Annotated in this window: 20 protein-coding genes and 1 tRNA gene; 5 read left to right on the top strand and 16 right to left on the bottom strand. The window is 66.2% G+C overall.

Features of this window, described 5'->3' with window-relative positions; genetic code table 11:
- Positions 1-80 precede the first annotated feature (80 nt).
- From nuoI to ABZ720_RS03855, 10 genes are all read right to left on the bottom strand, one after another.
- Positions 81-569 carry an NADH-quinone oxidoreductase subunit NuoI gene (gene nuoI / locus ABZ720_RS03900; RefSeq protein WP_366554013.1) on the bottom strand — a complete coding sequence of 163 codons (489 nt, stop codon included), beginning with the start codon at positions 567-569 and terminating at the stop codon, positions 81-83.
- 180 nt (positions 570-749) lie between these two features.
- Positions 750-1,760: an NADH-quinone oxidoreductase subunit NuoH gene (gene nuoH, locus ABZ720_RS03895; RefSeq protein ID WP_366554011.1), complete on the bottom strand. Its 1,011-nt coding sequence runs from the start codon at positions 1,758-1,760 to the stop codon at positions 750-752.
- A gap of 47 nt (positions 1,761-1,807) precedes the next feature.
- A complete protein-coding gene (nuoG, locus tag ABZ720_RS03890) occupies positions 1,808-3,886 on the bottom strand; it encodes an NADH-quinone oxidoreductase subunit NuoG (RefSeq protein ID WP_366554009.1) in 2,079 nt (692 codons plus the stop codon).
- Between the two features lie 33 nt (positions 3,887-3,919).
- A complete protein-coding gene (gene nuoF, locus ABZ720_RS03885; protein ID WP_366554007.1) occupies positions 3,920-5,212 on the bottom strand; it encodes an NADH-quinone oxidoreductase subunit NuoF in 1,293 nt (430 codons plus the stop codon).
- A complete protein-coding gene (nuoE, locus tag ABZ720_RS03880; protein ID WP_366554005.1) occupies positions 5,212-5,829 on the bottom strand; it encodes an NADH-quinone oxidoreductase subunit NuoE in 618 nt (205 codons plus the stop codon). Before nuoE ends, nuoF begins: the two co-directional genes overlap by 1 nt.
- Positions 5,826-7,004, bottom strand: coding sequence for an NADH-quinone oxidoreductase subunit D (locus ABZ720_RS03875; RefSeq protein WP_366554003.1), 1,179 nt, complete (start codon positions 7,002-7,004; stop codon positions 5,826-5,828). Before ABZ720_RS03875 ends, nuoE begins: the two co-directional genes overlap by 4 nt.
- Positions 7,004-7,630 (bottom strand): NADH-quinone oxidoreductase subunit C, encoded by a 627-nt coding sequence (locus tag ABZ720_RS03870; RefSeq protein ID WP_438264082.1) that lies wholly within the window; start codon positions 7,628-7,630, stop codon positions 7,004-7,006. Before ABZ720_RS03870 ends, ABZ720_RS03875 begins: the two co-directional genes overlap by 1 nt.
- A gap of 44 nt (positions 7,631-7,674) precedes the next feature.
- The gene (locus ABZ720_RS03865) at positions 7,675-8,220 is read right to left on the bottom strand and encodes a NuoB/complex I 20 kDa subunit family protein (RefSeq protein ID WP_366553999.1); all 546 of its coding nucleotides are present in this window, start codon (positions 8,218-8,220) and stop codon (positions 7,675-7,677) included.
- Positions 8,211-8,576 carry an NADH-quinone oxidoreductase subunit A gene (locus ABZ720_RS03860; RefSeq protein WP_275823979.1) on the bottom strand — a complete coding sequence of 122 codons (366 nt, stop codon included), beginning with the start codon at positions 8,574-8,576 and terminating at the stop codon, positions 8,211-8,213. Before ABZ720_RS03860 ends, ABZ720_RS03865 begins: the two co-directional genes overlap by 10 nt.
- Before the next feature lie 283 nt (positions 8,577-8,859).
- Positions 8,860-8,936 (bottom strand) — tRNA-Asp (locus ABZ720_RS03855).
- A 356-nt stretch (positions 8,937-9,292) separates the two neighbouring features.
- On the opposite strand from ABZ720_RS03855, the gene ABZ720_RS03850 reads away from it, so the two are divergent.
- Complete coding sequence (locus ABZ720_RS03850) at positions 9,293-10,468, top strand: pyridoxal phosphate-dependent aminotransferase (RefSeq protein WP_366553996.1); 1,176 nt, start codon at positions 9,293-9,295, stop codon at positions 10,466-10,468.
- A 381-nt stretch (positions 10,469-10,849) separates the two neighbouring features.
- Entirely contained in the window at positions 10,850-11,323 is a 474-nt protein-coding gene (locus ABZ720_RS03845; RefSeq protein WP_366553994.1) for a Ros/MucR family transcriptional regulator, read from the top strand.
- 161 nt (positions 11,324-11,484) lie between these two features.
- Here ABZ720_RS03845 and ABZ720_RS03840 read toward each other — a convergent pair whose 3' ends face one another.
- Complete coding sequence (locus tag ABZ720_RS03840) at positions 11,485-11,931, bottom strand: MarR family winged helix-turn-helix transcriptional regulator (RefSeq protein ID WP_366553992.1); 447 nt, start codon at positions 11,929-11,931, stop codon at positions 11,485-11,487.
- A gap of 77 nt (positions 11,932-12,008) precedes the next feature.
- On the opposite strand from ABZ720_RS03840, the gene ABZ720_RS03835 reads away from it, so the two are divergent.
- The 3 genes from ABZ720_RS03835 (at position 12,009) to ABZ720_RS03825 (ending at position 14,366) form a co-directional block, all read left to right on the top strand.
- Positions 12,009-13,088 (top strand): WD40/YVTN/BNR-like repeat-containing protein, encoded by a 1,080-nt coding sequence (locus tag ABZ720_RS03835; protein WP_366553990.1) that lies wholly within the window; start codon positions 12,009-12,011, stop codon positions 13,086-13,088.
- 8 nt (positions 13,089-13,096) lie between these two features.
- Complete coding sequence (locus ABZ720_RS03830) at positions 13,097-13,390, top strand: MoaD/ThiS family protein (RefSeq protein WP_366553988.1); 294 nt, start codon at positions 13,097-13,099, stop codon at positions 13,388-13,390.
- A gap of 145 nt (positions 13,391-13,535) precedes the next feature.
- On the top strand, positions 13,536-14,366 hold the full coding sequence (locus tag ABZ720_RS03825) for a c-type cytochrome (protein WP_366553986.1): 831 nt from the start codon (positions 13,536-13,538) through the stop codon (positions 14,364-14,366).
- Positions 14,367-14,378: 12 nt separating this feature from the next.
- Here ABZ720_RS03825 and ABZ720_RS03820 read toward each other — a convergent pair whose 3' ends face one another.
- From ABZ720_RS03820 to ftsZ, 5 genes are all read right to left on the bottom strand, one after another.
- Positions 14,379-14,675, bottom strand: coding sequence for a hypothetical protein (locus tag ABZ720_RS03820; RefSeq protein WP_366553984.1), 297 nt, complete (start codon positions 14,673-14,675; stop codon positions 14,379-14,381).
- Entirely contained in the window at positions 14,672-16,813 is a 2,142-nt protein-coding gene (gene ligA, locus ABZ720_RS03815) for an NAD-dependent DNA ligase LigA (protein WP_366553982.1), read from the bottom strand. The genes ABZ720_RS03820 and ligA overlap by 4 nt, the downstream gene beginning before the upstream one ends.
- Positions 16,810-18,483: a DNA repair protein RecN gene (recN, locus tag ABZ720_RS03810; RefSeq protein ID WP_366553980.1), complete on the bottom strand. Its 1,674-nt coding sequence runs from the start codon at positions 18,481-18,483 to the stop codon at positions 16,810-16,812. Before recN ends, ligA begins: the two co-directional genes overlap by 4 nt.
- Positions 18,484-18,490: 7 nt before the next feature.
- Entirely contained in the window at positions 18,491-19,300 is an 810-nt protein-coding gene (locus ABZ720_RS03805) for an outer membrane protein assembly factor BamD (RefSeq protein ID WP_366553978.1), read from the bottom strand.
- A 166-nt stretch (positions 19,301-19,466) separates the two neighbouring features.
- On the bottom strand, positions 19,467-21,272 hold the full coding sequence (gene ftsZ / locus ABZ720_RS03800) for a cell division protein FtsZ (protein WP_366553976.1): 1,806 nt from the start codon (positions 21,270-21,272) through the stop codon (positions 19,467-19,469).
- Between the last annotated feature and the right edge of the window lie 9 nt (positions 21,273-21,281).

The raw sequence follows: 21,281 nt of genomic DNA, 5'->3' as shown, positions 1-21,281 counted from the left end.
TTCGATGACCGACGGCGTGAACCCGTTCATCCCCTCACTCTCTTCTCTTCCCTGGCCCCCGGCAGGCACGGCAGCCGCCGTCACCGATAGGGCGCGTCTTTGGCAATGTTCAGGGCGATCTCGTACTCCCAGCGGTCCCCGTTATCGAGGAGCTTCTCCTTGTTGTAGAAGAGCTCCGCCCGGGTCTCCGCCGCGAACTCGAAGTTCGGTCCCTGGACGATGGCATCAACCGGGCAAGACTCCTGGCAGTAGCCGCAGTAGATGCACTTGGTCATGTCGATGTCGTAGCGCGTGGTGCGGCGGCTGCCGTCAGCGCGCGGCTCGGCCTCGATGGTGATCGCCTGCGCCGGGCAGATCGCTTCGCAGAGCTTGCAGGCGATGCAGCGCTCCTCCCCGTTGGGATAGCGGCGCAGCACATGCTCGCCCCGAAAGCGCGGGCTGAGCGCCCCCTTCTCATGGGGGTAGTTCAAGGTCACCTTCGGCCGGAAGAAGTAGCGCAGAGTCAGCCACATGCCCGACAGGAGCTCCGTCAGGAAAAGGCTGCGTACAGTGCGATCGACGAACGCCATGGTGTCGTCCTAACTCCTAAGCAATCCGTGGGCCAGCGGTCCGCAGACCCTGTCCCGGGGACCAAGGGGCAGCCTGCCCCGCCGCGGCGCGGGCGCTACCATAGTCTTGCAACAGGCCCTGGCAAGTCCCTGCCTCGTCCTGTGTCGCGCGCCGGCGAACACTTCGGCTAACGCTCCGGCTCACTTGGGCAACCAATCGAAGGTCACAAGCACGCCGGCGGTCAGCACGACCCACACGAGGGTGAACGGCAGGAAGACCTTCCAGCCCAGCCGCATGAGCTGGTCGTAGCGATAGCGCGGGAAGGTCGCCCGTACCCAGAGGAAGCAGAACAGCACCAGGGCCACCTTCAGGGCGAACCAGAAGACCCCCGGGAGCCAGTTGAAGGGCGCGATGTCCAGCGGCGGCAGCCAGCCACCCAGGAAGAGGATGGTGGTGATCGCGCTCATCAGGATCATGTTGGCATATTCGCCAAGGAAGAAGAGCGCGAAGCTCATCGCCGAGTATTCGACGAAGTAGCCCGCCACCAGTTCCGATTCGCCTTCCGGCAGGTCGAAGGGCGCGCGGTTGGTTTCCGCCAGCACCGAGACGAAGAAGATCACGAACATCGGCAGCAGCGGGATCGCGAACCAGACGGTCTGCTGCGCCAGCACGATGTCGGTCAGGCGCAACGAGCCGACGCACAGCAGCACGGTGATGATGACGAAGCCCATGGAGACTTCGTAACTCACCATCTGCGCCGCCGAGCGCAGCGCCCCCAGGAAGGGATACTTCGAGTTCGAGGCCCAGCCGGCCATGATCACGCCGTAGACGCCCAACGAGGAGATGGCGAAGAGAAAGAGGATGCCGACATTGATGTCAGCGATCACCCAGCCTTCGGCCACCGGGATCACCGCCCAGGCGACCATGGCCAGGGCGAAGGTCAGGATCGGGGCCGCCAGGAAAACGATCCGGTTGGCACCGGCCGGCAGGATCGTTTCCTTGAACAGCAGCTTCAGCCCGTCGGCAAAGGGCTGCAGCAGGCCGAAGGGGCCCACGACGTTGGGGCCCTTGCGCAGCTGGATCGCCGCGATGACCTTGCGTTCGGCATAGGTTAGGTAGGCGACGGCCACCAGCAGCGGCACGACGATCGCCATGATCTGCGCAACGATGATCGCAAAAGGCCAAGCATAGCCGCTCCAGAAGTCAGTCACGACGCCCCTCCCCCGCGGCTGTGGCCCACGTGCTTCGCTTCATCCCTTCACCCCTCGGTCCCGGTCGCCGCGCGCTTGGGCAGCACGAAGATTTCCGTGCACTTCGCCATGGTCGGCGAGGCCCGGCTGATCGGGTCGGTCATGTAGAAGTTGTCGATCGGCAGCGCAAAGGGTGCCCCTGAGACTTCGCCCGCCGCGCCGAAGGCCTCCCAGGCCGCCGGCTGCACCTCGTCCAGACGGCCGAACAGTGGGTTGGCTTCGATCAGCTTTTGCCGCAACTCGCCCAGGTTGTCGTAGGGCAGAGGCTGCCCCACGGCTTCAGAAAGAGCGCGCAGGATCGTCCAGTCCTCGCGCGCGTCGCCCGGCGGGAAGGTGGCCAGGCGGCCGAGCTGCACTCGGCCTTCCAGATTGACGTAGGTGCCGTTCTTCTCGGTGTAGGCCGCGCCCGGCAGGATGACATCGGCGCGGTGCGCGCCGGCATCGCCGTGATGGCCCTGATAGACCACGAAGGCGCGCCCGAGGCGGCTCATGTCGACTTCATCGGCTCCGAGCAGCCAGACCAGATCGATCTCGCCCGCTTCGGCCCCGGCCAGAATGCCCTCGAGATCGCGGCCCTCGGGGCCCGGCAGGAAACCGAGGTCCAGCCCGCCGACACGACTTGCGGCACGGTTCAGCACATTGAACCCGTTCCAGCCCTCCGGCGCCTGCGGACCGGCCATGCCGAAGGACTCCGCCACTTCCCGCGCCAGCGCCAGGATTGCGGCGCCGTCGGGTCGGGCCACCGCACCGCTGCCGAGGATCAGCATCGGGCGCTCAGCCTTGCGCAGCACTTCGGCGAAATCACCCTCGCCGCGCGCCAGGGCCTGCAGCGCCTCTGGGCCGTCGCCCAAAGCGACCGTCTCGTAGGTCAGATCGACTTGGGGACCGATCACCCCGACCGGCAGGCCGTTCTGCAGGAAGCGCTTGCGGATGCGCGCGTTCACCAGGGCGGCTTCCCAGCGCGGATTGGCGCCGATCAGCAGCACCGCATCAGCCTGCTCGATGCCGGCGATGGTCGTGTTGAAGAGATAGCCGCTGCGCGTTCGGCTGTCGCTGCCGGCCTTGGAACCGTCCTGGCGACACTCCAGATTCTCGGAGCCGAGCCCGGTCATGAAGTCCTTGAGGGCCAGCATGGATTCGGCATCGCAGAGGTCGCCGGCAATCGCCGCCATGCGCTCGCCGGAGAGCCCGCGCAGCCGCTCGGCCACTGCCGACAGCGCTTCCTCCCAGGACACGGGGCGCAGCTTACCGTCGATGCGCAGATAGGGGCGGTCGAGGCGCTGGCGCGACAGGCCGTCGCGCGCGTGGCGTGTCTTGTCGCTGATCCACTCCTCGTTCACGTCCTCATGGATGCGCGGCAGCACGCGCATGACCTCGCGCCCGCGGCTGTCCACGCGGATGCTCGAGCCCACGGCGTCCATCACGTCGACGGAGAGCGTCTTGCGCAGCTCCCAGGGGCGCGCCGTGAAGGCGTAGGGCGCGCTGGTCAGCGCCCCCACCGGGCAGATATCCACCAGGTTGCCGGACAGCTCGGAGTCGATGGCGCGCTCCAGCGTGGTGATCTCCGCGTCCTCGCCGCGGTTGACCATGCCGATGTCCTCGACCCCGCCGATCTCGGTGGCGAAACGTACACAACGCGTACACTGGATGCAGCGGGTCATGATCGTCTTGATCAGGGGACCCATGTACTTCTCGCTGACCGCGCGCTTGTTCTCCTCGTAGCGGCTGCGGTCATAGCCATAGGCCATGGCCTGGTCCTGCAGATCGCACTCGCCGCCCTGATCGCAGATCGGGCAGTCCAGCGGATGGTTGATCAGCAGGAACTCCATCACGCCGTTGCGGGCCTTCTCCACGGTCGGCGTGTCGGTGCGGATCACCATGCCCTCGCCCACCGGCATGGCGCAGGAGGCGATCGGCTTGGGCGCGCGCTCCATCTCCACGAGGCACATCCGGCAATTGCCGGCGATGGAGAGGCGCTCGTGATAGCAGAAGCGGGGAATCTCCGCGCCGGCCATCTCGCAGGCCTGCAGCACGGTGATGCCGGCAGGCACCTCGATCTCGCGACCGTCGATCGTGACCTTGGGCATGTTCAACCTTCTCCTGGCGCCGCTTGCAGCGGCTTACTCCGCGGCGACCGCAGTGCGGTCGGCCTTGTATTCGGCGATGCGGCGTTCCAGCTCGGGGCGGAAGTGCCGGATGAGCCCCTGGATCGGCCAGGCGGCGGCATCACCCAGGGCGCAAATGGTGTGGCCTTCGACCTGCTTGGTGACGTCGAGCAGCGTGTCGATCTCCTCGACCTCGGCCTGGCCCTTCATCATCCGGCTCATCACCCGGTACATCCAGCCGGTGCCTTCGCGGCAAGGCGTACACTGGCCGCAGGATTCGTGCATGTAGAAGTGGCTGAAGCGCTGGATCGCCTCGACGATGTCCGCCGATTGGTCGATCACGATCACCGCCGCGGTGCCAAGGCCCGACTGCGCCTCCCGCAAGGAATCGAAATCCATCAACACGTTATCGCAGATGGTCTTGGGCAGACAGGGCACCGAGGAGCCGCCGGGAATGACGGCCTGCAGGTTGTCCCAGCCACCGCGCACGCCACCGGCGTGCTTGTCGATCAGCTCACGTAGCGGGATGCCCATCTCCTCTTCCACGTTGCAGGGCCGATTCACGTGCCCCGAAATGGAAAAGATCTTGGTGCCGGTGTTCTTCGGCCGGCCCAATCCCTTCCACCAGGCGGCACCGCGCCGCAGGATGGTGGGAGATACGGCAACGGTCTCCACGTTGGTCACCGTGGTGGGGCAGCCCCACACACCCACAGCCGCCGGGAAAGGCGGCTTGAGGCGTGGCTGGCCCTTCTTGCCCTCCAGCGACTCCAGGAGCGCGGTTTCCTCGCCGCAGATGTAGGCGCCGGCGCCGCGGCTCACCTCGATGTCGAAGGCCCAGCCGGACCCGCAGGCGTCAGCCCCCAGCAGCCCCGCCTCGCGGGCTTCCTGGATGGCGGCTTCCAGGCGCTGGGTCGGCAGCCAGTATTCACCGCGGATGTAGATGTAGGCCTTGTGCGCCCCCATGGCGAAACCCGCCACAACGCAGCCTTCCAGCAGCATGTGCGGGTCGTTGCGCATGATCTCCCGGTCCTTGCAGGACCCGGGCTCGGATTCATCGGCGTTGACCACGAGGTAATGCGGGCGGCCGTCGTTCTCCTTGGGCATGAAGGACCACTTCAGACCCGCCGGGAAACCGGCGCCGCCACGGCCACGCAGCTCCGACTCCTTGATCTCCTCGATGATCTTGTCGCGCCCCAGGGCGACGAGATCCTTGGTGTTGGACCAGATGCCCCGCTTGCGCGCACCTTCGAGACGCCAATCCTCAAGTCCATAAAGGTTGAGGAAAACGCGATCCTTGTCCTGCAGCATCAAGCGCCCCCCTGCACTTCGGTCAGCGTGGTCAGGCCACCTTCCGGCTCAGAGCTGACCCGGCCCTCCTGCGAGCCGGCCGCCGGCGTCTCACCCTTGCGCAGGGCCCGCATGATCTCCTTGGCCTTCTCAGGCGTCAGGTCCTCGAAGTAGTCGCGGTCGTTGACCTGGAACATCGGCGCATTGGAGCAGGCGCCCAGGCACTCGACCTCCACCACGGAAAAGGCGCCGTCCTCGCTGAGTTCACCGAAACGGCTGGTCCCCGCCTCTTCCAGGCAGGCCCGGGAAATGTCGTCGGAACCGCGCAGCCAGCAGCTCGTGGTGCGGCAGACCTGGATCAGGTGCCGGCCCGCGGGCTGGGTGTTGAACATGGTGTAGAAGCTGACGACCTCGTGCACCCGGATCGGCGCCATGCCCAGGAAGGAGGCCACGTACTCTATGGCCGGAACCGAGAGCCAGCCGTCGTTCTGTTCCTGCGCCAGGTAGAGCAGCCAGATGACCGCGCTAGCCTGCCGGCCTTCGGGATAGCGCGCGACGTAACCCTTGGCCTTTTCCAGGTTCTCCGGCGTGAAGGCGAAGTCCTCGGCCTTCGGCGGGATGTAGGTGGTGACCTTCATCGATCGACCTCTCCGAAGACGATGTCCATGGAGCCGAGAATGGCCACCGAGTCGGCCAGCATGTGGCCGCGGCAGAGGTGGTCCATCGCCGCCAGATGGGCGAAGCCCGGCGCACGGATCTTGCATTTGTAGGGACGGTTGGAACCGTCGGAGACGAGATAGACCGCGAACTCGCCCTTGGGCGCCTCAACGGCAGTGTAAGTCTCGCCCGGCGGCACGTGGTAGCCCTCGGTGTAGAGCTTGAAGTGGTGGATCAGTGCTTCCATGGAGCGCTTCATCTCGCCACGGCGCGGCGGCGTGATCTTCTGGTTTTCCACCATGACCGGCCCATCGGGCATCTTTTCGATGCACTGCTCGATGATGCGCAGCGACTGGCGCATCTCCTCCATGCGGACGAGGTAGCGGTCGAAGCAGTCGCCGGACTTTCCGACCGGAATCTGGAAATCCAGCTGGTCGTAGCACTCATAGGGCTGTGCCCGGCGCAGGTCCCAGGGCACGCCCGAGCCGCGCAGCATCGGGCCGGTGAAGCCCCAGTCCATGGCCGTTTCCACAGGCACGACGCCGATGTCGACGGTGCGCTGCAGGAAGATGCGGTTGCCGGTCAGGAGTGCCTCCAGGTCGTCGATCACCTTGGGGAAGGACTCGCAGAAGCGGCCGATATCATCCAGCAGGCCGGCCGGCAGATCCTGGTGCACCCCGCCCGGTCGGAAATAGGCGGCGTGAAGCCGCGCTCCGCTGACGCGCTCATAGAACTCCATGATCTTCTCGCGCTCTTCGAAGCCCCAGAGCAGCGGCGTCATGGCGCCCACATCAAGCGCGAAGGTGGTGATGTTCAGCAGGTGATTGGCGATGCGCGTCAGCTCGGAGAAGAGCACGCGGATGTACTGGGCGCGCGGCGGCACCTCGATGCCCAGCAGCTTCTCCGTCGCCAGCGCGAAGGCGTGCTCCTGGTTCATCGGGCTGACGTAGTCGAGCCGGTCGAAGTAGGGCACCGCCTGCAGGTAGGTCTTGTACTCGATCAGCTTCTCGGTGCCGCGGTGCAGCAGGCCGATGTGCGGGTCGGCGCGCTCGATCACCTCGCCGTCCATTTCCAGCACCAGGCGCAACACGCCGTGCGCTGCCGGGTGCTGCGGACCGAAATTCAGGGTCAGCGGCTTGATTGCTGCTTCCGCCATCAGGCCTTGCCTCCGTCTTCGCTGTCAGCCGCCTCGGCCTTCTCATCGCCGGGCAGGTGCAGCATGCCCTCCCAGGGGCTCTCGAAATCGAAGCCGCGGAACTCCTGGCTCAGGGAAACCGGCTCATAGACCACGCGCTTCAGCTCTTCGTCGTAGCGAAGCTCCACGTAGCCGGTGAGCGGGAAGTCCTTGCGCAGCGGATGCCCCTCGAAACCGTAATCGGTCAGGATGCGTCGCAGATCGGGGTGATCGGAGAAGAAGACACCGTAGAGGTCCCAGGTTTCCCGCTCGAACCAGTTGGCCGAGCTGAAGACGCCGCAGAGCGAGGGAACCGCGGTTTCCTCATCGGTCGGCAGCTTGATGCGGACCCGCAGGTTATGCTTGAGCGACAGCAGGTTATAGACCACCTCGAAGCGCCGCTCGCGCTCCGGATGATCCACGGCCGTGACGTCCATCAGCTGCTTGAACAGTGCGTTGGGATTGTCGCGCAGGAAGGTGGCGAGAGGAATCAGGTGCTCCCGTTCCGTCCAAAGGATCAGCTCGCCGCGAATCTCTTCGGCCTGCACGAGCGCATCCGGTTGGGATGCCTCAAGCTGGTCGATCAGGTCCTTGTGGGCAGGGATCATCACCATCTCGTCGCTGTTACTCGACACCGGAACCGCCGTCTGACCTAGCGGGCAATCGCCGCCTGGCGCTTGATCTTCTTCTGGAGTTGAAGGACGCCATAGAGCAGCGCCTCTGCCGTGGGAGGGCAGCCGGGGACATAGACGTCGACCGGCACCACCCGGTCGCAGCCACGCACCACGGAATAGGAGTAGTGGTAGTAGCCACCGCCGTTGGCGCAGGAGCCCATGGAGATGACCCAGCGCGGCTCGGCCATCTGGTCGTAGACCTTGCGCAGCGCCGGCGCCATCTTGTTGCACAGCGTGCCGGCAACGATCATCACGTCCGACTGGCGCGGGCTGGGCCGGAAGACTGCACCGAAGCGGTCGAGGTCATAGCGACTGGCGGCTGTGTGCATCATTTCGATCGCGCAGCAGGCCAGACCAAAGGTCATGGGCCACATCGAACCGGTCTGGGCCCAGGCGGCGAGCCGGTCCATCTGCGCGATGACGAAACCCTTTTCCTGGATCTCGTCGGAGACACGGTTAAGCGCGGCGTCCTGCGTCGCACCGGGCGCGAGCGGCTGGCCCTGCGGCTGGGCGATCACTCCCATTCCAGCGCTCCCTTCTTCCATTCATAGATGAAGCCGACGGTCAAAAGTCCGAGGAAGACCATCATCGACCAGAAACCGAACATGCCGATCTCGCCGAGCGAAACCGCCCAGGGGAAGAGAAAGGCCACTTCCAGGTCAAAGATGATGAAAAGAATGGCAACGAGATAGAAGCGCACGTCGAAGCGCGAGCGCGCGTCGTCAAAGGCCTCGAAGCCGCATTCATAGGCCGATACCTTTTCCGAGTCCGGCCGCTGCCGGGCCACGACGTAAGAGCCGATCACCATGACAAGCCCCAGACCCAGGGCGATGCCGATGAAAATCAGGATCGGCAGGTACTCTACCAGCAGTGGATTCATCTCCTGCCCCTCGGAACCAGTCCTTCGGCAGCGCCACCGGCACTTCCAGCAGCCGGCAACGCCGTTGCCCGTCCGACACTCTGCCCCTGCGGGTCAGTGCCGGCCGGTTGTCTCAGCAAGTGCGCGGCCACGAGGACGCGGTCGCGACGTGGCCGGACTATAGGGCGGACGCCCCGGTGGGAAAAGGGCGAAACGACGCGTCACCCTCGCCCACAAAAACATGATGGACAAAGGCGTTAGAGCCCTGCCCTGCAGGTGGCATCGACATGTCTGGGAAAGCGAGTGGCGGGAGTGACGGGACTCGAACCCGCGGCCTCCGGCGTGACAGGCCGGCGCTCTAACCAACTGAGCTACACCCCCTCGCCATGTCGCGGCCGGCGCTGAGGCTCGGCGTGGCGACGGGCGGGAAGTACTCCAGGGGCTGGGGGGTGTCAAGCGAAACCGCGAGCGTATTTTTGCCAGCACAGGCCAGGCGCTGAGGCAGACGCACAGCAGCGCTGCAGCCCCTCCCGTTGCCCTGGTTCAAAGTGCCTTCCCCCTTACCCTTCGTATAATGCAGGACATGGCGTGAGACGGGCGCCGCGCGCTGGGAAAGTGCGGGCGGGAGCGTCACACCGGTCTTTGCCGCCCACGCTGCGACTGGACGTAAGCGGCCCGGCAACCTTAGAGTTGGCGCATCTCTTGCCTCTTCCCCCGACACAACAGGGATTTGCCCGATGTTTCCGCTCGCCGCCGCCGTTTCTCGCCTTGGCACCGAAACCGCCTTCGAAGTCCTCGCACGCGCCAAGGCGCTGGAAGCCAAGGGGCACTCGGTGTTCAATCTGGGCATCGGCCAGCCCGATTTTCCGACGCCGCCGCACATCGTCGAAGCAGCAGTCAAGGCCCTGCGCGACGGGCATCACGGCTACACCCCGGCAAACGGCATCCCGGAACTGAGACAGGCCGTCGCGGCCACCCTGGAGAAGCGAGCGGGCGCGCCGCTGGACCCGGACCGGGTCGTGGTGGTGCCCGGCGGCAAGGTCACGATGTTCTTCGCCATCTCGCTGTTCGGCGAACCAGGGGCGGAGATCCTCTATCCCAACCCCGGCTTTCCCATCTACGAATCGGTGATCCGCTACAGCGGCGCCACGCCGGTGCCCCTGCCGCTGCACGAGGACAAGGGCTTTGCCTTTTCCGCCGAGGAGGTCCTGGCCCGCATCACCGAGCGCACGCGCCTCATCATCATCAACAGCCCCGCCAACCCGACGGGCGGCGTGGTGCCCAAGGAAGAACTGGACCGGCTGGTGGAAGGCCTCGAGGCCTGGCCCCAGGTCGTGGTGATGTCGGACGAGATCTACGGCGAGATGCTCTACGACGGGCTGGAGCACAACTCACTGCTCGCCTACGAATCGCTGCGCGACCGGCTGATCCTGCTCGACGGCTGCTCCAAGACCTACGCCATGACCGGCTGGCGCCTGGGCTACGGCTACTGGCCGAAGGAGTTGGTGGAGCCAGTGGTGCGCCTGGCGGTCAACTCCGTCTCCTGCGTCAATGCTCCGACCCAGTGGGCCGGCATCGCCGCGCTGGAAGGGCCCCAGGATGCGGTTGCCGAGATGCTCCGCGCCTTCGACCAACGTCGCCGGGCCGTGGTTGCCGGGCTGAACGCCATCGAGGGCATCAGCTGCGTCACGCCCAAGGGAGCCTTCTACGCCTTCCCCAACATCGGCAAAACCGGCCTCAGCGCCAAGCAGATGGAGCAGGGCCTGCTGGAGGAAGCGGGCGTGGCGGCCATTGCTGGCACCTCCTTCGGCGCCGAGGGCGAAGGCTACCTGCGCATTTCCTATGCGAACTCCCTGGAGAACATCGAGTTGGCGCTGGAGCGGATCGGTCGCTGGCTCGCCCAGCGCACCTGACTCACCCGGGGTTCAGCCTCGGGGTTCAGCCAGACCGACCGGATTCAGCTCAGGCCCTCAGTGTGTCGGCCAGATACTGGGCGGGCACGGCTATCCGTGGGCGTTCATAACTTCAGTTGTAAATTGGTCTCGGATACAGCGCCCGTTTGCGCTCGGTTTCCGCGTAACCCGTGCCGCGGCGCCCCGTTTTCTCTGAGCAAATTTCGACTTCCGCTTAAAGACACCGCCTCGTTCCGAGCCCACAACTACCTCTTTGTGCGTAGAGGAAAGCCGAAGTTCTCGATTCTACGATCTATCGCCATTCGGTTATGCTTGCAATTCAAGAGAAACATCTTAAATTGCGCGGCAATAGATTAACCCCTCCAGAATAGGAGAAGACCCGTGGAAGACAAGTCGGCAGACGAAGCCCCCAAGCAATCCGAGATTCTAACACACACCGCACAGATCGTGGCCGCACACGTCGGTCACAATGCGATTGCACCCAACGATGTGCCGACTCTCATCAAATCGGTACACGATGCCTTGACCAGCGTCGGAACGCCGGAGCCGGAAGTGCCCCAGCAGGAGCCGGCGGTGCCTATCCGGCGCTCGATCCAGCCGGACTATCTGGTTTGTCTCGAAGACGGCAAGAAGCTGAAGATGCTGCGCCGCCATTTGAAGACGGCGTTCAACATGACCCCGGAAGAGTATCGGGCGAAATGGAACCTTTCCCCGAACTATCCTATGGTCGCGCCCAACTACGCCAAGCAGCGCAGCGATCTGGCCAAGCAGTTCCGACTGGGCAAGCGCAAGGAAGAAGAGCCGGCAAAGCCGGCACCGAAGACGCGCGGCCGGAAGAAGAAATCCGAGTCCTGATGCAGATGGCAGCAAACCGCCTTTGATCGGAATCGTTTCGCGATCCGAATGAATGGCAGAAGCTGCGTCACACCTTTGAATCTTGATCGGATTCACGCGGTTGATTAAGTCGCATAGCGATTTCGATCAATCGCGGCGGTTTGCTTGAGAACGCGCAGTCTTCAGGAGAGCGCGCGCAGGTCACGGCACAGGCGCTCGGGATCCTCTTCCTCGACCAGCGCGCGCGTCGCCTCCTGGGTGCGTTCCCACAGCGGCATTGCCTCGACCAGCAGGTCGCGTCCCGCCGCCGTCAGCAGCAAACGGCGACTGCGCCGATCGGCGGGATCGACGGTCACCGCCAGCAATCCCTTGCGCTGCAGCGGCTTGATGTTGGCCGTGATGGTGGTGCGATCCATCGCCAGCACCGACGACACCGCCCCGATGCTCGGCGGCTCCGGTCGATTCAGCGACATGAGCAGCGAGAACTGCCCGCTGGTGAGTCCCAGCGGCCGGAGCGCCTCGTCGTAGCGCCGCGCCAGGGCGCGCGCCGCCCGCTGCACATGCAGACACAGGCAGCTATCACGCACCCGCAGGGTTTCGGAATAGGGAAGCGACTCATCCTTGGCCATGGGCCTTTGACACCGATCCGTAATGTTGATATCAACATAGCGCGCCTACGGCAGCGCAGCAAGATAGGGAGGCAAAGGTGGCGACAAAAGTTTTGATTCTGTTGGGAACTAAGAAAGGGGTTTTCATACTCGAATCCGAAGACGCGCGCCGCTCCTGGCAGCTGCGCGGCCCCTACTGCGAGACATGGCCCGTCTACCACGTGGTCGCCGATGCAGGCAGTAGGACCCTCTATGCCGCTGCCGGCGACCCCTGGTTCGGCCCGGCGGTCTGGCGCTCCGACGATCTCGGCGAGACCTGGACCCACTCCAGTGAGGGCCTCGCCTATGCGGAAGGTGAAGATCCGGTCAAAGGCGTCTGGAGCCTGGCGTCGGCGCATGGCCGCCTCTACGCCGGCGTCGAACCAGCCGGCCTCTTCGTCAGCGACGACCGCGGCTCGACCTGGAGCCATGTGGAAGGGCTGCGCGCCCACCCCTCCCGGCCCCACTGGCACGCAGGCGCCGCCGGTCTCATCCTCCATTCCCTGCTCCCCCATCCGAGCGACCCGCAACAGATCTGGATTGCCATCTCGGCGGCCGGCGTCTTCCACACCGCGGACGGCGGCCGCACCTGGGAGCCGCGCAATCGCGGCACCCGCGCCGACTTTCTGCCGGAGGACCAGCGCTATCCCGAGTTCGGCCAGTGCGTGCACAGCCTGGCCATGGCCCCGGGACAACCGGATCGGCTCTACCAGCAGAATCACTGCGGCATGTATCGCAGCGACGACGGCGGTCAGGCATGGCAGAGCATAGAGGCCGGGCTGCCCTCCACCTTCGGATTTCCTTCGGCGGTCGATCCGAAGGACAAAGACACCCTCTACCTCGTGCCACTGAACGGAGACATCGCCGGGCGCTACATGCCCGAGGGCCAGGCTGCGGTCTGGCGCACGCGCGATGGCGGCCAGACCTGGCAGGACCTGCGAGAAGGCCTGCCGCAGCGCAATGTCTACTTCAACGTCCTGCGCCAAGCGCTCGCCACCGACGGCATGGACCCGCTGGGCGTCTATTTCGGCACCAGCAGTGGCTCGCTCTATGCCAGCGATGACGGCGGTGACAGCTGGCGCTGTCTGGCGGAGCACCTGCCCCTTGTGCAGTCGGTGGAAACCCTGGTGATCCGTTAGGCGCGCCCGTGACCGTGCAGAACGATCAGCCGCCGCCGCAGGTCGTGGTGCAGTTGCCCACGGCCTTGCGCGCGCTCTTTCCCGATGCACCACCCCGCGTCCCGCTTCGGGCCGCGACGCTGTCGGAGGCCATGGTTGCCCTCGACCAGCGTTGGCCCGGCATACGCGACCGGCTCTGCGATTCGCGCCCGGCCTTGCGCCGGCACATCAACGCCTTCGTCGATGGCGAGCGGGTCGACCTGACCCGGCGCTTGCAGGAGGGCGACGAAGTGATCCTGCTCACCGCCATCAGCGGCGGCTGAACGGCACAGGCGCTCCATCCCCCTTTTTAGAACCACCCCATAATTTCGGACTCCCGCGGGCCCCGAGTTCTTGTATTATGGACAACCGTGAACAGAGAGAGCCACGAAGGCTCGCAAAACCAACCAAGAAGAGACGGGGGAGAGAATGCGCACAGTCTTGCTGGCCGTGGCCGGCCTTGTTGCGACCGGCGCAAGCGTCCAGGCGGATGAGCTGCTGGAACGGGGCGCCTACCTGATGAACACCATCGTTGCCTGCGGCAACTGCCACACCCCCATGGGCCCCGAGGGGCCCGGGCCGGAGCTTTCCGGCGGGCTGCCCTTCGATCTGCCGGGCTTCGTCAGCTACGCCGCAAACATCACGCCAGACCCGGAAACCGGTATCGGCGACTGGAATGACGAAGAGATCGGCCGCGCCATCCGCGAGGGCATCGGCCGCGATGGCGAACTGCTGGCGCCGGTGATGCCGGCCGAGTTCTACCAGCATCTCTCCGACCGCGACCTGGCCGCCATCATTGCCTATCTGCGTCAGGTCGAGCCGGTGGTCAGCCTTGTGCCGGAAACGGAGTTCGAGATGCAGCTTCCGCCGGCCTGGGTCGAGCCGGTGGCGAGCGTGCCGGAGCCGGATCACGACAACCCCGTGGCCCACGGTGCCTATCTGGCGGAGATCGGCCACTGCATGGAATGCCACACGCCGCGCGACGACCAGGGCCATCTGGTTTTCGAGCGCATGGGCGCGGGCGGGCAGGTCTTCCCCGGCCCCTGGGGCGAGTCGGTTTCCGCCAACATCACCTCTCATCCCGAGGCGGGACTGGGTTCCTGGAGCGACGCCGAAATCAAGCAGGCGATCACCCACGGCATCTCCCGGAACGGCACCGAACTGCAGCCGCCCATGGCCTTCGCCTACTACGCGGGTATCAGTGATGCTGACATGGACGCCCTGATCGCCTGGCTGCGCACGGTACCGCCGGCCGAATAGCCGGGCTGCGCTCTACCCCATCTCCACCAGACGCAAGCCGTCCAGGGTACGGGCGCGGCGGAAGGCGTCGAGGTCGCGGCAGAGCGCGATCAGGCCCTCCTCGTGATCGAAGCTTTCCGCCTCGGCCCGCAGCTTGAGGTTCTGCACCTCGCGGGCGGTGAGCAGCAGCACCTCCCCCTCCCAGCGGCCGGCGTCGAGAAACTCCGGCAGATCGGCCAGTTCGTAGTCCTCGCCGATCCAGGCATGGACCAGGGCTTGGCTGCCATCAGGCAGCAGGGCGTAGACACCGGCCTGCGGCCCGCTGCTCATGCATCGCTCCCGCTCAGTTGGCGCCACTGCTCTTCGCTCAGGATCTCGACCCCCAGATCGGCAGCCTTGCGAGCCTTGGAGCCGGCATCGGCGCCCACCACCACGTAGTCGGTCTTGCGGGAGACCGAGCCGGCCACCTTTGCGCCCAGTGCCTCGGCGCGCGCCTTGGCCTCGCTGCGGCTCATGGTCTCCAGCGTGCCGGTGAAGACCATCGTCTTGCCGGCAATGGGTGACTCCACTTGCCTGTCCGGTGCCTCCGGCGGCTCCACGGTGAGTCGGACCTCCAGTTCCTCCAGGACCTGGAGATTGTGCGGCTCGCCGAAGAAGGCGCAGATATCATCGGCCATGGACAGGCCGATGCCGGAGAGATTGCAGAGCTCCGCATAGGCCTCGCCCACCTCCTCGGGCTTGCGGGCCTCGGGGTGCGCCTGTCGTTCGGCGGCAGCCTGCTTCATCGCCGCCTGCCAGGCAGCCAGCGAACCGAAGCTGCGGGCAAGCAGGCGGGCCGTCGCCTGCCCCACCTGGCGGATGCCGAGCGCATAGATGAAGCGATCGAGCCCGACTCGCCGACGCACCTCAATGGCCTCGAAGAGCTTTTCCGCCGAGCGCGCGCCCCAGCCCGGGCGATTCTTCAGGCGAGTCAGGCCGTCCGAACCATCATTGCGCTGCAGATCGAAGATATCCGCCGGGGTGCGAATCAACTCCCACTCGAAAAAGGCCCGCACCTGCTTCTCGCCCAGCCCCTCGATGTCGAAGGCATCGCGCGAGACGAAGTGGATCAACTTCTCCACCTGCTGATAGGGGCAGGCCAGTTCGCCGGAGCAGCGCGAGACGGCCTCGCCATCATGGCGCACCACCTCGGTGCGCAGCGGACAGGGGCAGTGGGTGGGAAAGCCGTAGGGCGCCGAGCCTTCGGGGCGCTTGTCCAGCACCACCTCGACGATCTGCGGAATGACGTCGCCGGCGCGCTGCACCACCACCGTGTCGCCCTCGCGCACGTCCTTGCGCTGAATCTCATCGGCATTGTGCAGCGTAGCGCGGGAGACCACGACGCCGCCCACGGTCACAGGCGTCAGATGCGCAACCGGGGTCAGCGCGCCGGTGCGCCCCACCTGGATGTCGATCTTCTCCAGCTTGGTTATCGCGCGCTCGGCCGGGAACTTGTGCGCGATCGCCCAGCGCGGCGCCCGGCTGACGAAACCCAGGCGCGCCTGCAGGTCGAGCCGATCCACCTTGTAGACCACGCCGTCGATATCATAGTCGAGGCCCGCCCGCTCCGCCTCGACCCGGTGGTAGAGTGCCAACATGGCTTCCAGGTCCGGACAGCGTTCGGCCAGCGGATTGGTCGCAAAGCCCCAGTCCCGCAGGCGCTCGAGAAAGGCCCAGTGGGTGTCCGCCACACTCTCCGACAGCTCCCCCCAGGAGTAGGCGAAGAGCCTCAGCGGCCGCTGGGCGGTGATTGTCGGATCGAGCTGGCGCAGGGAGCCGGCGGCGGCATTGCGCGGATTGGCGAAGACTTTGCTGCCCGCCTCCTCCTGGCGCTGGTTGAGCGCAGCAAAGTCGCTCTTGGTCATGTAGACCTCGCCGCGCACCTCCAGAACCTCGGGCACCTCTTCGCCCAGATCCTGGGGCAGATCGTCCAGGGTGTGCAGGTTGCGGGTGACGTCCTCACCCTCCCGCCCGTCACCTCGGGTGGCGCCGCGCACGAAGCGCCCCTTCTCGTAGCGCAGCGTGATCGACAGTCCGTCAATCTTGGGTTCGGCGACGAAGTCGAGCGCGTCCTCCGCCGGCCAGTTGAGGAAGCGCCGCACCCGCGCGACGAACTCACCCAGGTCTCCCTCGTCGAAGGCATTGTCGAGCGAGAGCATCGGCACTGCGTGGCGCACCTTGGCAAAACCGCTGGCGGGCGCGGCGCCGACCCGCCGGGCCGGACTGTCCGCCCGGACCAGATCGGGAAAGCGCGCCTCGATGGCCGCGTTGCGCTGGCGCAGCGCGTCGTAGCCAGCGTCGCTGATCTCCGGCGCATCCTCGCGGTAATAGAGTTCATCGTGCCTGGCGATCTCGATCGCCAGCCACTCCAACTCGGTGGCAGCCTGCTCGCGGGTCAGGGAGTCGACAGGTTGCGCGTGCTCGCTCATGGTCTCGCCATCAGTTTGCCGGCGGCCGCGCGGGCCTCCTGGGTAATCTGCGTGCCCGAGAGCATGCGCGCCACCTCTTCCTGCCGCTCAGGTGCATCGAGCGGCACGACACGGGTCACCGTGCTCTCCCCGGCCGTTTCCTTACGGACCTGCCAGTGATAGTGCCCCAGGGCCGCCACCTGAGGGCTATGGGTCACCACCAGTACCTGGCGCTGCTCGGCCAGACGCGCCAGCCGCTCGCCCACCGCCGCGGCCGTGGCGCCGCCCACCCCCGAATCGACCTCATCGAAGATCAGGGTCGTCACCGGCGAGGCCTCGGCCAGCACGACCTTGAGCGCCAGCAGCAGGCGGGAGAGTTCGCCACCGGAGGCGATCTTGGCCAGGGGCCCACCGGGCGCGCCCGGATTGGTGCTGACCTCGAAAACCACCCGGTCGATGCCCTGCGGCCCCCAGGCCTCCTCGTCGCGGCGCTGCACACGGCAGTAGAAGTGCGCCTTGTCGAGTCGCAGCGGGGCCAGCTCCGCCTGGACCGCTGCCTGCAGACTTCCAGCTGCGGCGCTGCGCTTGTCACTGAGCTCTTCCGCCGCGACGAGATAGGCCTCACGCGCGCTCTCGACCGCTGCCTTCAGGCCGGCGAGATGCGCCTCCCCGCTGTCGAGGGCTTCCAGGCGCTCGGCGAAAACCCGGCGCAATCGCGGCAGCTCCTGCACCTCGCAGCCGTGCTTGCGCGCCTGCTCCTTCAGGGCGAAGTAGCGCTCCTCCACCGTGGCCAGGCGTCCGGGCTCGAACTCCAGGTCGGCGGACAGCGAAGACACCTGGGCCTGGGCCTCGTTGACCTCGGCCACCGCCCGGTCGAGCGCGCCCATGAGCTCATCCAGCCGGCCTCCCGCCTTGTCGGCCACCCGATCCAGGGCACGCTGAGCACCGGCAAGCGCCCGCTCGGCCGTGTCCGAACCATCGCCGCCCAGGGCCGATGCCGCGATGTTGAGGGCCTCGCTCAGCCGCTCGCCATGCATCAGGAAGCGCCGCTCCTCGGCCAGGCGCTCCTCCTCGTCTTCCTGCGGGTCCAGTTCGTCGAGCTCCTCCAGCGCGTGGCGCAGGAAGCTGTCGTCGCGGCGAGCCTGTTCCAGCTGCGCCTGGGCCTCGGCGAAAGCCCGCTCTGCCGTGCGCCACCCTTGCCAGTGCCCTGCCAGGGCGTCGGCTCGCGCGCCCAGCCCGCCATGGGCATCGAGAAGTCCCAGGTGCGTTGCCGGATCGAGCAGGCCGTGCTGGGCGAACTGCCCCTGCACCTCCACCAGACGCTCGCCCAGCGCGCGCAACAGCCCCACCGATACCGCCTGATCATTGATGAAGGCGCGGCTGCGGCCATCGGCCGAAAGCACCCGCCGCAGGACGAGCGCTTCGTCCTCGAGCTCAAAGTCCTGTTCTCGCAACTGCGCCAGGGCAGGATGTTCGTGGTCGATCTCGAAGGCCGCGGTCACGCTGGCCTGATCGCTGCCGTGGCGCACCAGTGCCGAATCGGCGCGGGCGCCCAGCGCCAGACCCAAGGCGTCCAGCAGGATCGACTTGCCGGCGCCGGTTTCACCGGTCAGCACGCCAAGTCCAGCGTCGGGCGCAAGTTCCAGCTGGTCGATCAGCACCACATTGCGGATCGCGAGGCTGACCAGCATGGCCGTCTCAGAAGACCGAACGCCAGGTCCGCGAGATCCAGGAACGCTGCTGACGGTCTTCCTCGGGGCGGAGATCTTCCCCGGTCAGGAGGGCATAGGAGTCGAGATACCAGTCCGAACCCGGGTAGTTATGCCCCAGCACGGCTGCGGTTGCCTGCGCCTCATCGGTGATCCCCAGGGCAAGGTTCGACTCGACGAGCCGATGCAGCGCTTCCGGGACATGCGTGGTGGTCTGGTAGTCCCGGACCACGATCTGGAAGCGGTTGATCGCCGCCAGATGCTCGCCTTGACGCTGATAGTAGCGGCCGATGGACATGTGCTGACCGGCCATGTGGTCATGGGCAAGGTCGAGCTTGAGCTGCGCATCGCGGGCGTAACTGGAGTCCGGGAAGCGGGCGAGCACTTCCTCCAGCGCACCGACGGCGCGGCGCGTCATGGCCTGATCACGCTCCACGTCGGCAATCTGCTCGTAGTAGCTGAGGGCCTTGAGATAGTAGGCGTAGCCGATGTCCGGGTGACCGGGGTGCAACTGGATGAAGCGGTCCAGCGCGTTGATCGCCTCGTCGTAGTCGTCGGCCTGGTAGTGGGCGAAGGCCGACATGAGCTGCGCACGCGGCGCCCAGACCGAATAGGGGTGCTGACGCTCGACCTCGTCGAAGTTCGACGCGGCCGCGTCGTAACTCCCCTCACCCATATAGGCGAGGCCGAGATTGTAGAACTCCTCGGCCGGCCTTTCGACATAGACCTCCTTGTCGTCGGAGGAGCAAGCCCCCACCAACAAGGCAAGTCCCACGGCCAGAATCCGGCCCTTGGTCATAATGTACTGCAAACGGCTATCACCCGGCATATTCACCAGCCCTCATAAGACGCGCCGACTATAGGCAGATGACGAAGGGCGCTCAAGCCAGGGTCATTGCAAGATCGCGCGGGCGGGATCCGCTGCGGGGGCAGCGGATCCCGTTGCGGAGGAGCAAGCGGCGCGATCAGTTGGCCTGACGGCGCAGGAAGGCTGGAATGTCGAGCATCTCCTCGTCTTCCTTGCTTGTGTGCAACCGCTCCTGCGACTCCAGGTCCAGGTTCGGCTGTCGGCTCTCCGGTTGCGGCCGAGCCGCCTGTGGGCGGGCCGGCTGCTGACGCGCAGGCTGCTGGGACGGCGTCTGCTGGGACGGCGTCTGCTGGGCCTGCGGCTGCTGACGCGGCACGCCCAGGCTGGGTTCGGCTCGGGCTGCCTGGCGCGGCTGCTGTGCGCGCGGCTCTGCCGCTTCCCGTGCCGGCCGGGGGGCAGCCGGCTTGCTGCCGCCGGTCACCATGGTGAAGAGCGACGAAGCCTTGTTGCGCAGGCTGAACCCGCCGGCCTGACCCGCACGCTCGGGAGCCTGTTCCCTATGGCGCGGCTCGGGCATCGCAGGCGCCGCTTCGGGGACGGCACGCTTTTGCACCTGCATGGGCTCGGGCGGGATGTAGGCCTCGTCCCCGTCCTGCTCAGCCAACTCGTCCTGCGGCTCTGCATAGGCAGTTGCCTCATAGTGGTCGTGCTCAGGCTCGGACAGCGACTCCTCCTCGGGCCGCGCCTGTGCCATGGCTGCGGAGACCTGGATGGCGGCAGGGGCCTGGGCCGTGGCGGCCGCAGTGGCAGCGGCAGTCGCCTGCGCCGCCGCCGGAGCAGCCATGGGGCGGGCCGCTGTGGCGGCAGCCGCCTGACCGCCCGACTGGGCCGCCGGTCGGAAAGCCTGCGCTGCCGGACGAGCGGTTCCCGTCGGGGAGCCATTGCCGGCACCCACCACGCTCAGGTTGACCGGGCGCGGCTGGCCGGCCTGGGCCTCCATCTCGATGCCGGTCGCCACCACCGACACCCGCATGCGTCCGTTCAGGGACTCGTCGAAGGTGGAGCCGAAGATGATGTTGGCCTCGGGGTCGACCTCCTCGCGGATGCGGTTGGCCGCCTCGTCCACCTCGAAGAGCGTCATGTCCATGCCGCCGGTGATGTTGATCAGGACGCCACGGGCACCCTGCATCGACACGTCGTCGAGCAGCGGGTTGGAGATGGCCGCTTCCGCCGCCGCGATGGAGCGATCCTGCCCTTCGGCTTCGCCCGTGCCCATCATCGCCTTGCCCATCTCGGTCATGACCGAGCGGATGTCGGCGAAGTCCAGGTTGATGAGGCCCGGCATGATCATCAGGTCGGTCACACCGCGCACGCCCGAGTGCAGCACGTCGTCCGCCATCTTGAAGGCATCGGCGAAGGTGGTCTTCTCCGTGGCCAGGCGGAAGAGGTTCTGGTTCGGGATAATGATCAGGGTGTCGACATACTGGGTCAGCTCCTGAATGCCCTGCTCCGCCAGGCGCAGGCGATGAATGCCCTCGAACTGGAAGGGCTTGGTGACCACGCCGACGGTCAGGAGCCCGGCCTCGCGCGCCGCACGCGCCACCACCGGTGCCGCACCGGTGCCGGTGCCACCGCCCATGCCGGCGGTGATGAAGACCATGTTGGCCCCATCCAGGTGGCCCATGATGTCATCCAGCGACTCTTCGGCCGCCGCACGGCCCACGTCCGGGCGCGAGCCCGCACCCAGACCGGCGGTGACGTTGCGCCCCAGCTGAATGCGCCGCTCGCAGAGCGACTGACGCATCGCCTGGGCGTCGGTATTGGCGATCACGAACTCCACCCCTTCCAGGTTGGAGCTGATCATGTTGTTGACGGCATTGCCGCCCGCTCCGCCGACGCCGATCACCGTGATCCGCGGGCTGAGAACTTCCTCTTCCATCGGTACGCTTAAATTCAAATCCATAGCTGCCTC

It is taken from the genome of Aquibaculum sediminis (assembly GCF_040712085.1).
Classification (GTDB): domain Bacteria; phylum Pseudomonadota; class Alphaproteobacteria; order Kiloniellales; family DSM-21159; genus Aquibaculum; species Aquibaculum sediminis.
This window is presented reverse-complemented; position numbering and strand designations above follow the sequence as displayed.

Coding starts and splice junctions, on each gene's coding strand:
- recN (WP_366553980.1), bottom strand. CDS start 18,483: ATGCTGGTCAGCCTCGCGATCCGCAATGTGGTGCTGATCGACCAGCTG.
- nuoE (WP_366554005.1), bottom strand. CDS start 5,829: ATGAAGGTCACCACCTACATCCCGCCGAAGGCCGAGGACTTCGCCTTC.
- ABZ720_RS03805 (WP_366553978.1), bottom strand. CDS start 19,300: ATGACCAAGGGCCGGATTCTGGCCGTGGGACTTGCCTTGTTGGTGGGG.
- ABZ720_RS03875 (WP_366554003.1), bottom strand. CDS start 7,004: ATGGCGGAAGCAGCAATCAAGCCGCTGACCCTGAATTTCGGTCCGCAG.
- ftsZ (WP_366553976.1), bottom strand. CDS start 21,272: ATGGATTTGAATTTAAGCGTACCGATGGAAGAGGAAGTTCTCAGCCCG.
- ABZ720_RS03820 (WP_366553984.1), bottom strand. CDS start 14,675: ATGAGCAGCGGGCCGCAGGCCGGTGTCTACGCCCTGCTGCCTGATGGC.
- nuoF (WP_366554007.1), bottom strand. CDS start 5,212: ATGCTGCAGGACAAGGATCGCGTTTTCCTCAACCTTTATGGACTTGAG.
- ABZ720_RS03825 (WP_366553986.1), top strand. CDS start 13,536: ATGCGCACAGTCTTGCTGGCCGTGGCCGGCCTTGTTGCGACCGGCGCA.
- ligA (WP_366553982.1), bottom strand. CDS start 16,813: ATGAGCGAGCACGCGCAACCTGTCGACTCCCTGACCCGCGAGCAGGCT.
- nuoI (WP_366554013.1), bottom strand. CDS start 569: ATGGCGTTCGTCGATCGCACTGTACGCAGCCTTTTCCTGACGGAGCTC.
- ABZ720_RS03860 (WP_275823979.1), bottom strand. CDS start 8,576: ATGAATCCACTGCTGGTAGAGTACCTGCCGATCCTGATTTTCATCGGC.
- ABZ720_RS03865 (WP_366553999.1), bottom strand. CDS start 8,220: ATGGGAGTGATCGCCCAGCCGCAGGGCCAGCCGCTCGCGCCCGGTGCG.
- ABZ720_RS03850 (WP_366553996.1), top strand. CDS start 9,293: ATGTTTCCGCTCGCCGCCGCCGTTTCTCGCCTTGGCACCGAAACCGCC.
- ABZ720_RS03840 (WP_366553992.1), bottom strand. CDS start 11,931: ATGGCCAAGGATGAGTCGCTTCCCTATTCCGAAACCCTGCGGGTGCGT.
- nuoG (WP_366554009.1), bottom strand. CDS start 3,886: ATGCCCAAGGTCACGATCGACGGTCGCGAGATCGAGGTGCCTGCCGGC.
- ABZ720_RS03870 (WP_438264082.1), bottom strand. CDS start 7,630: ATGATCCCTGCCCACAAGGACCTGATCGACCAGCTTGAGGCATCCCAA.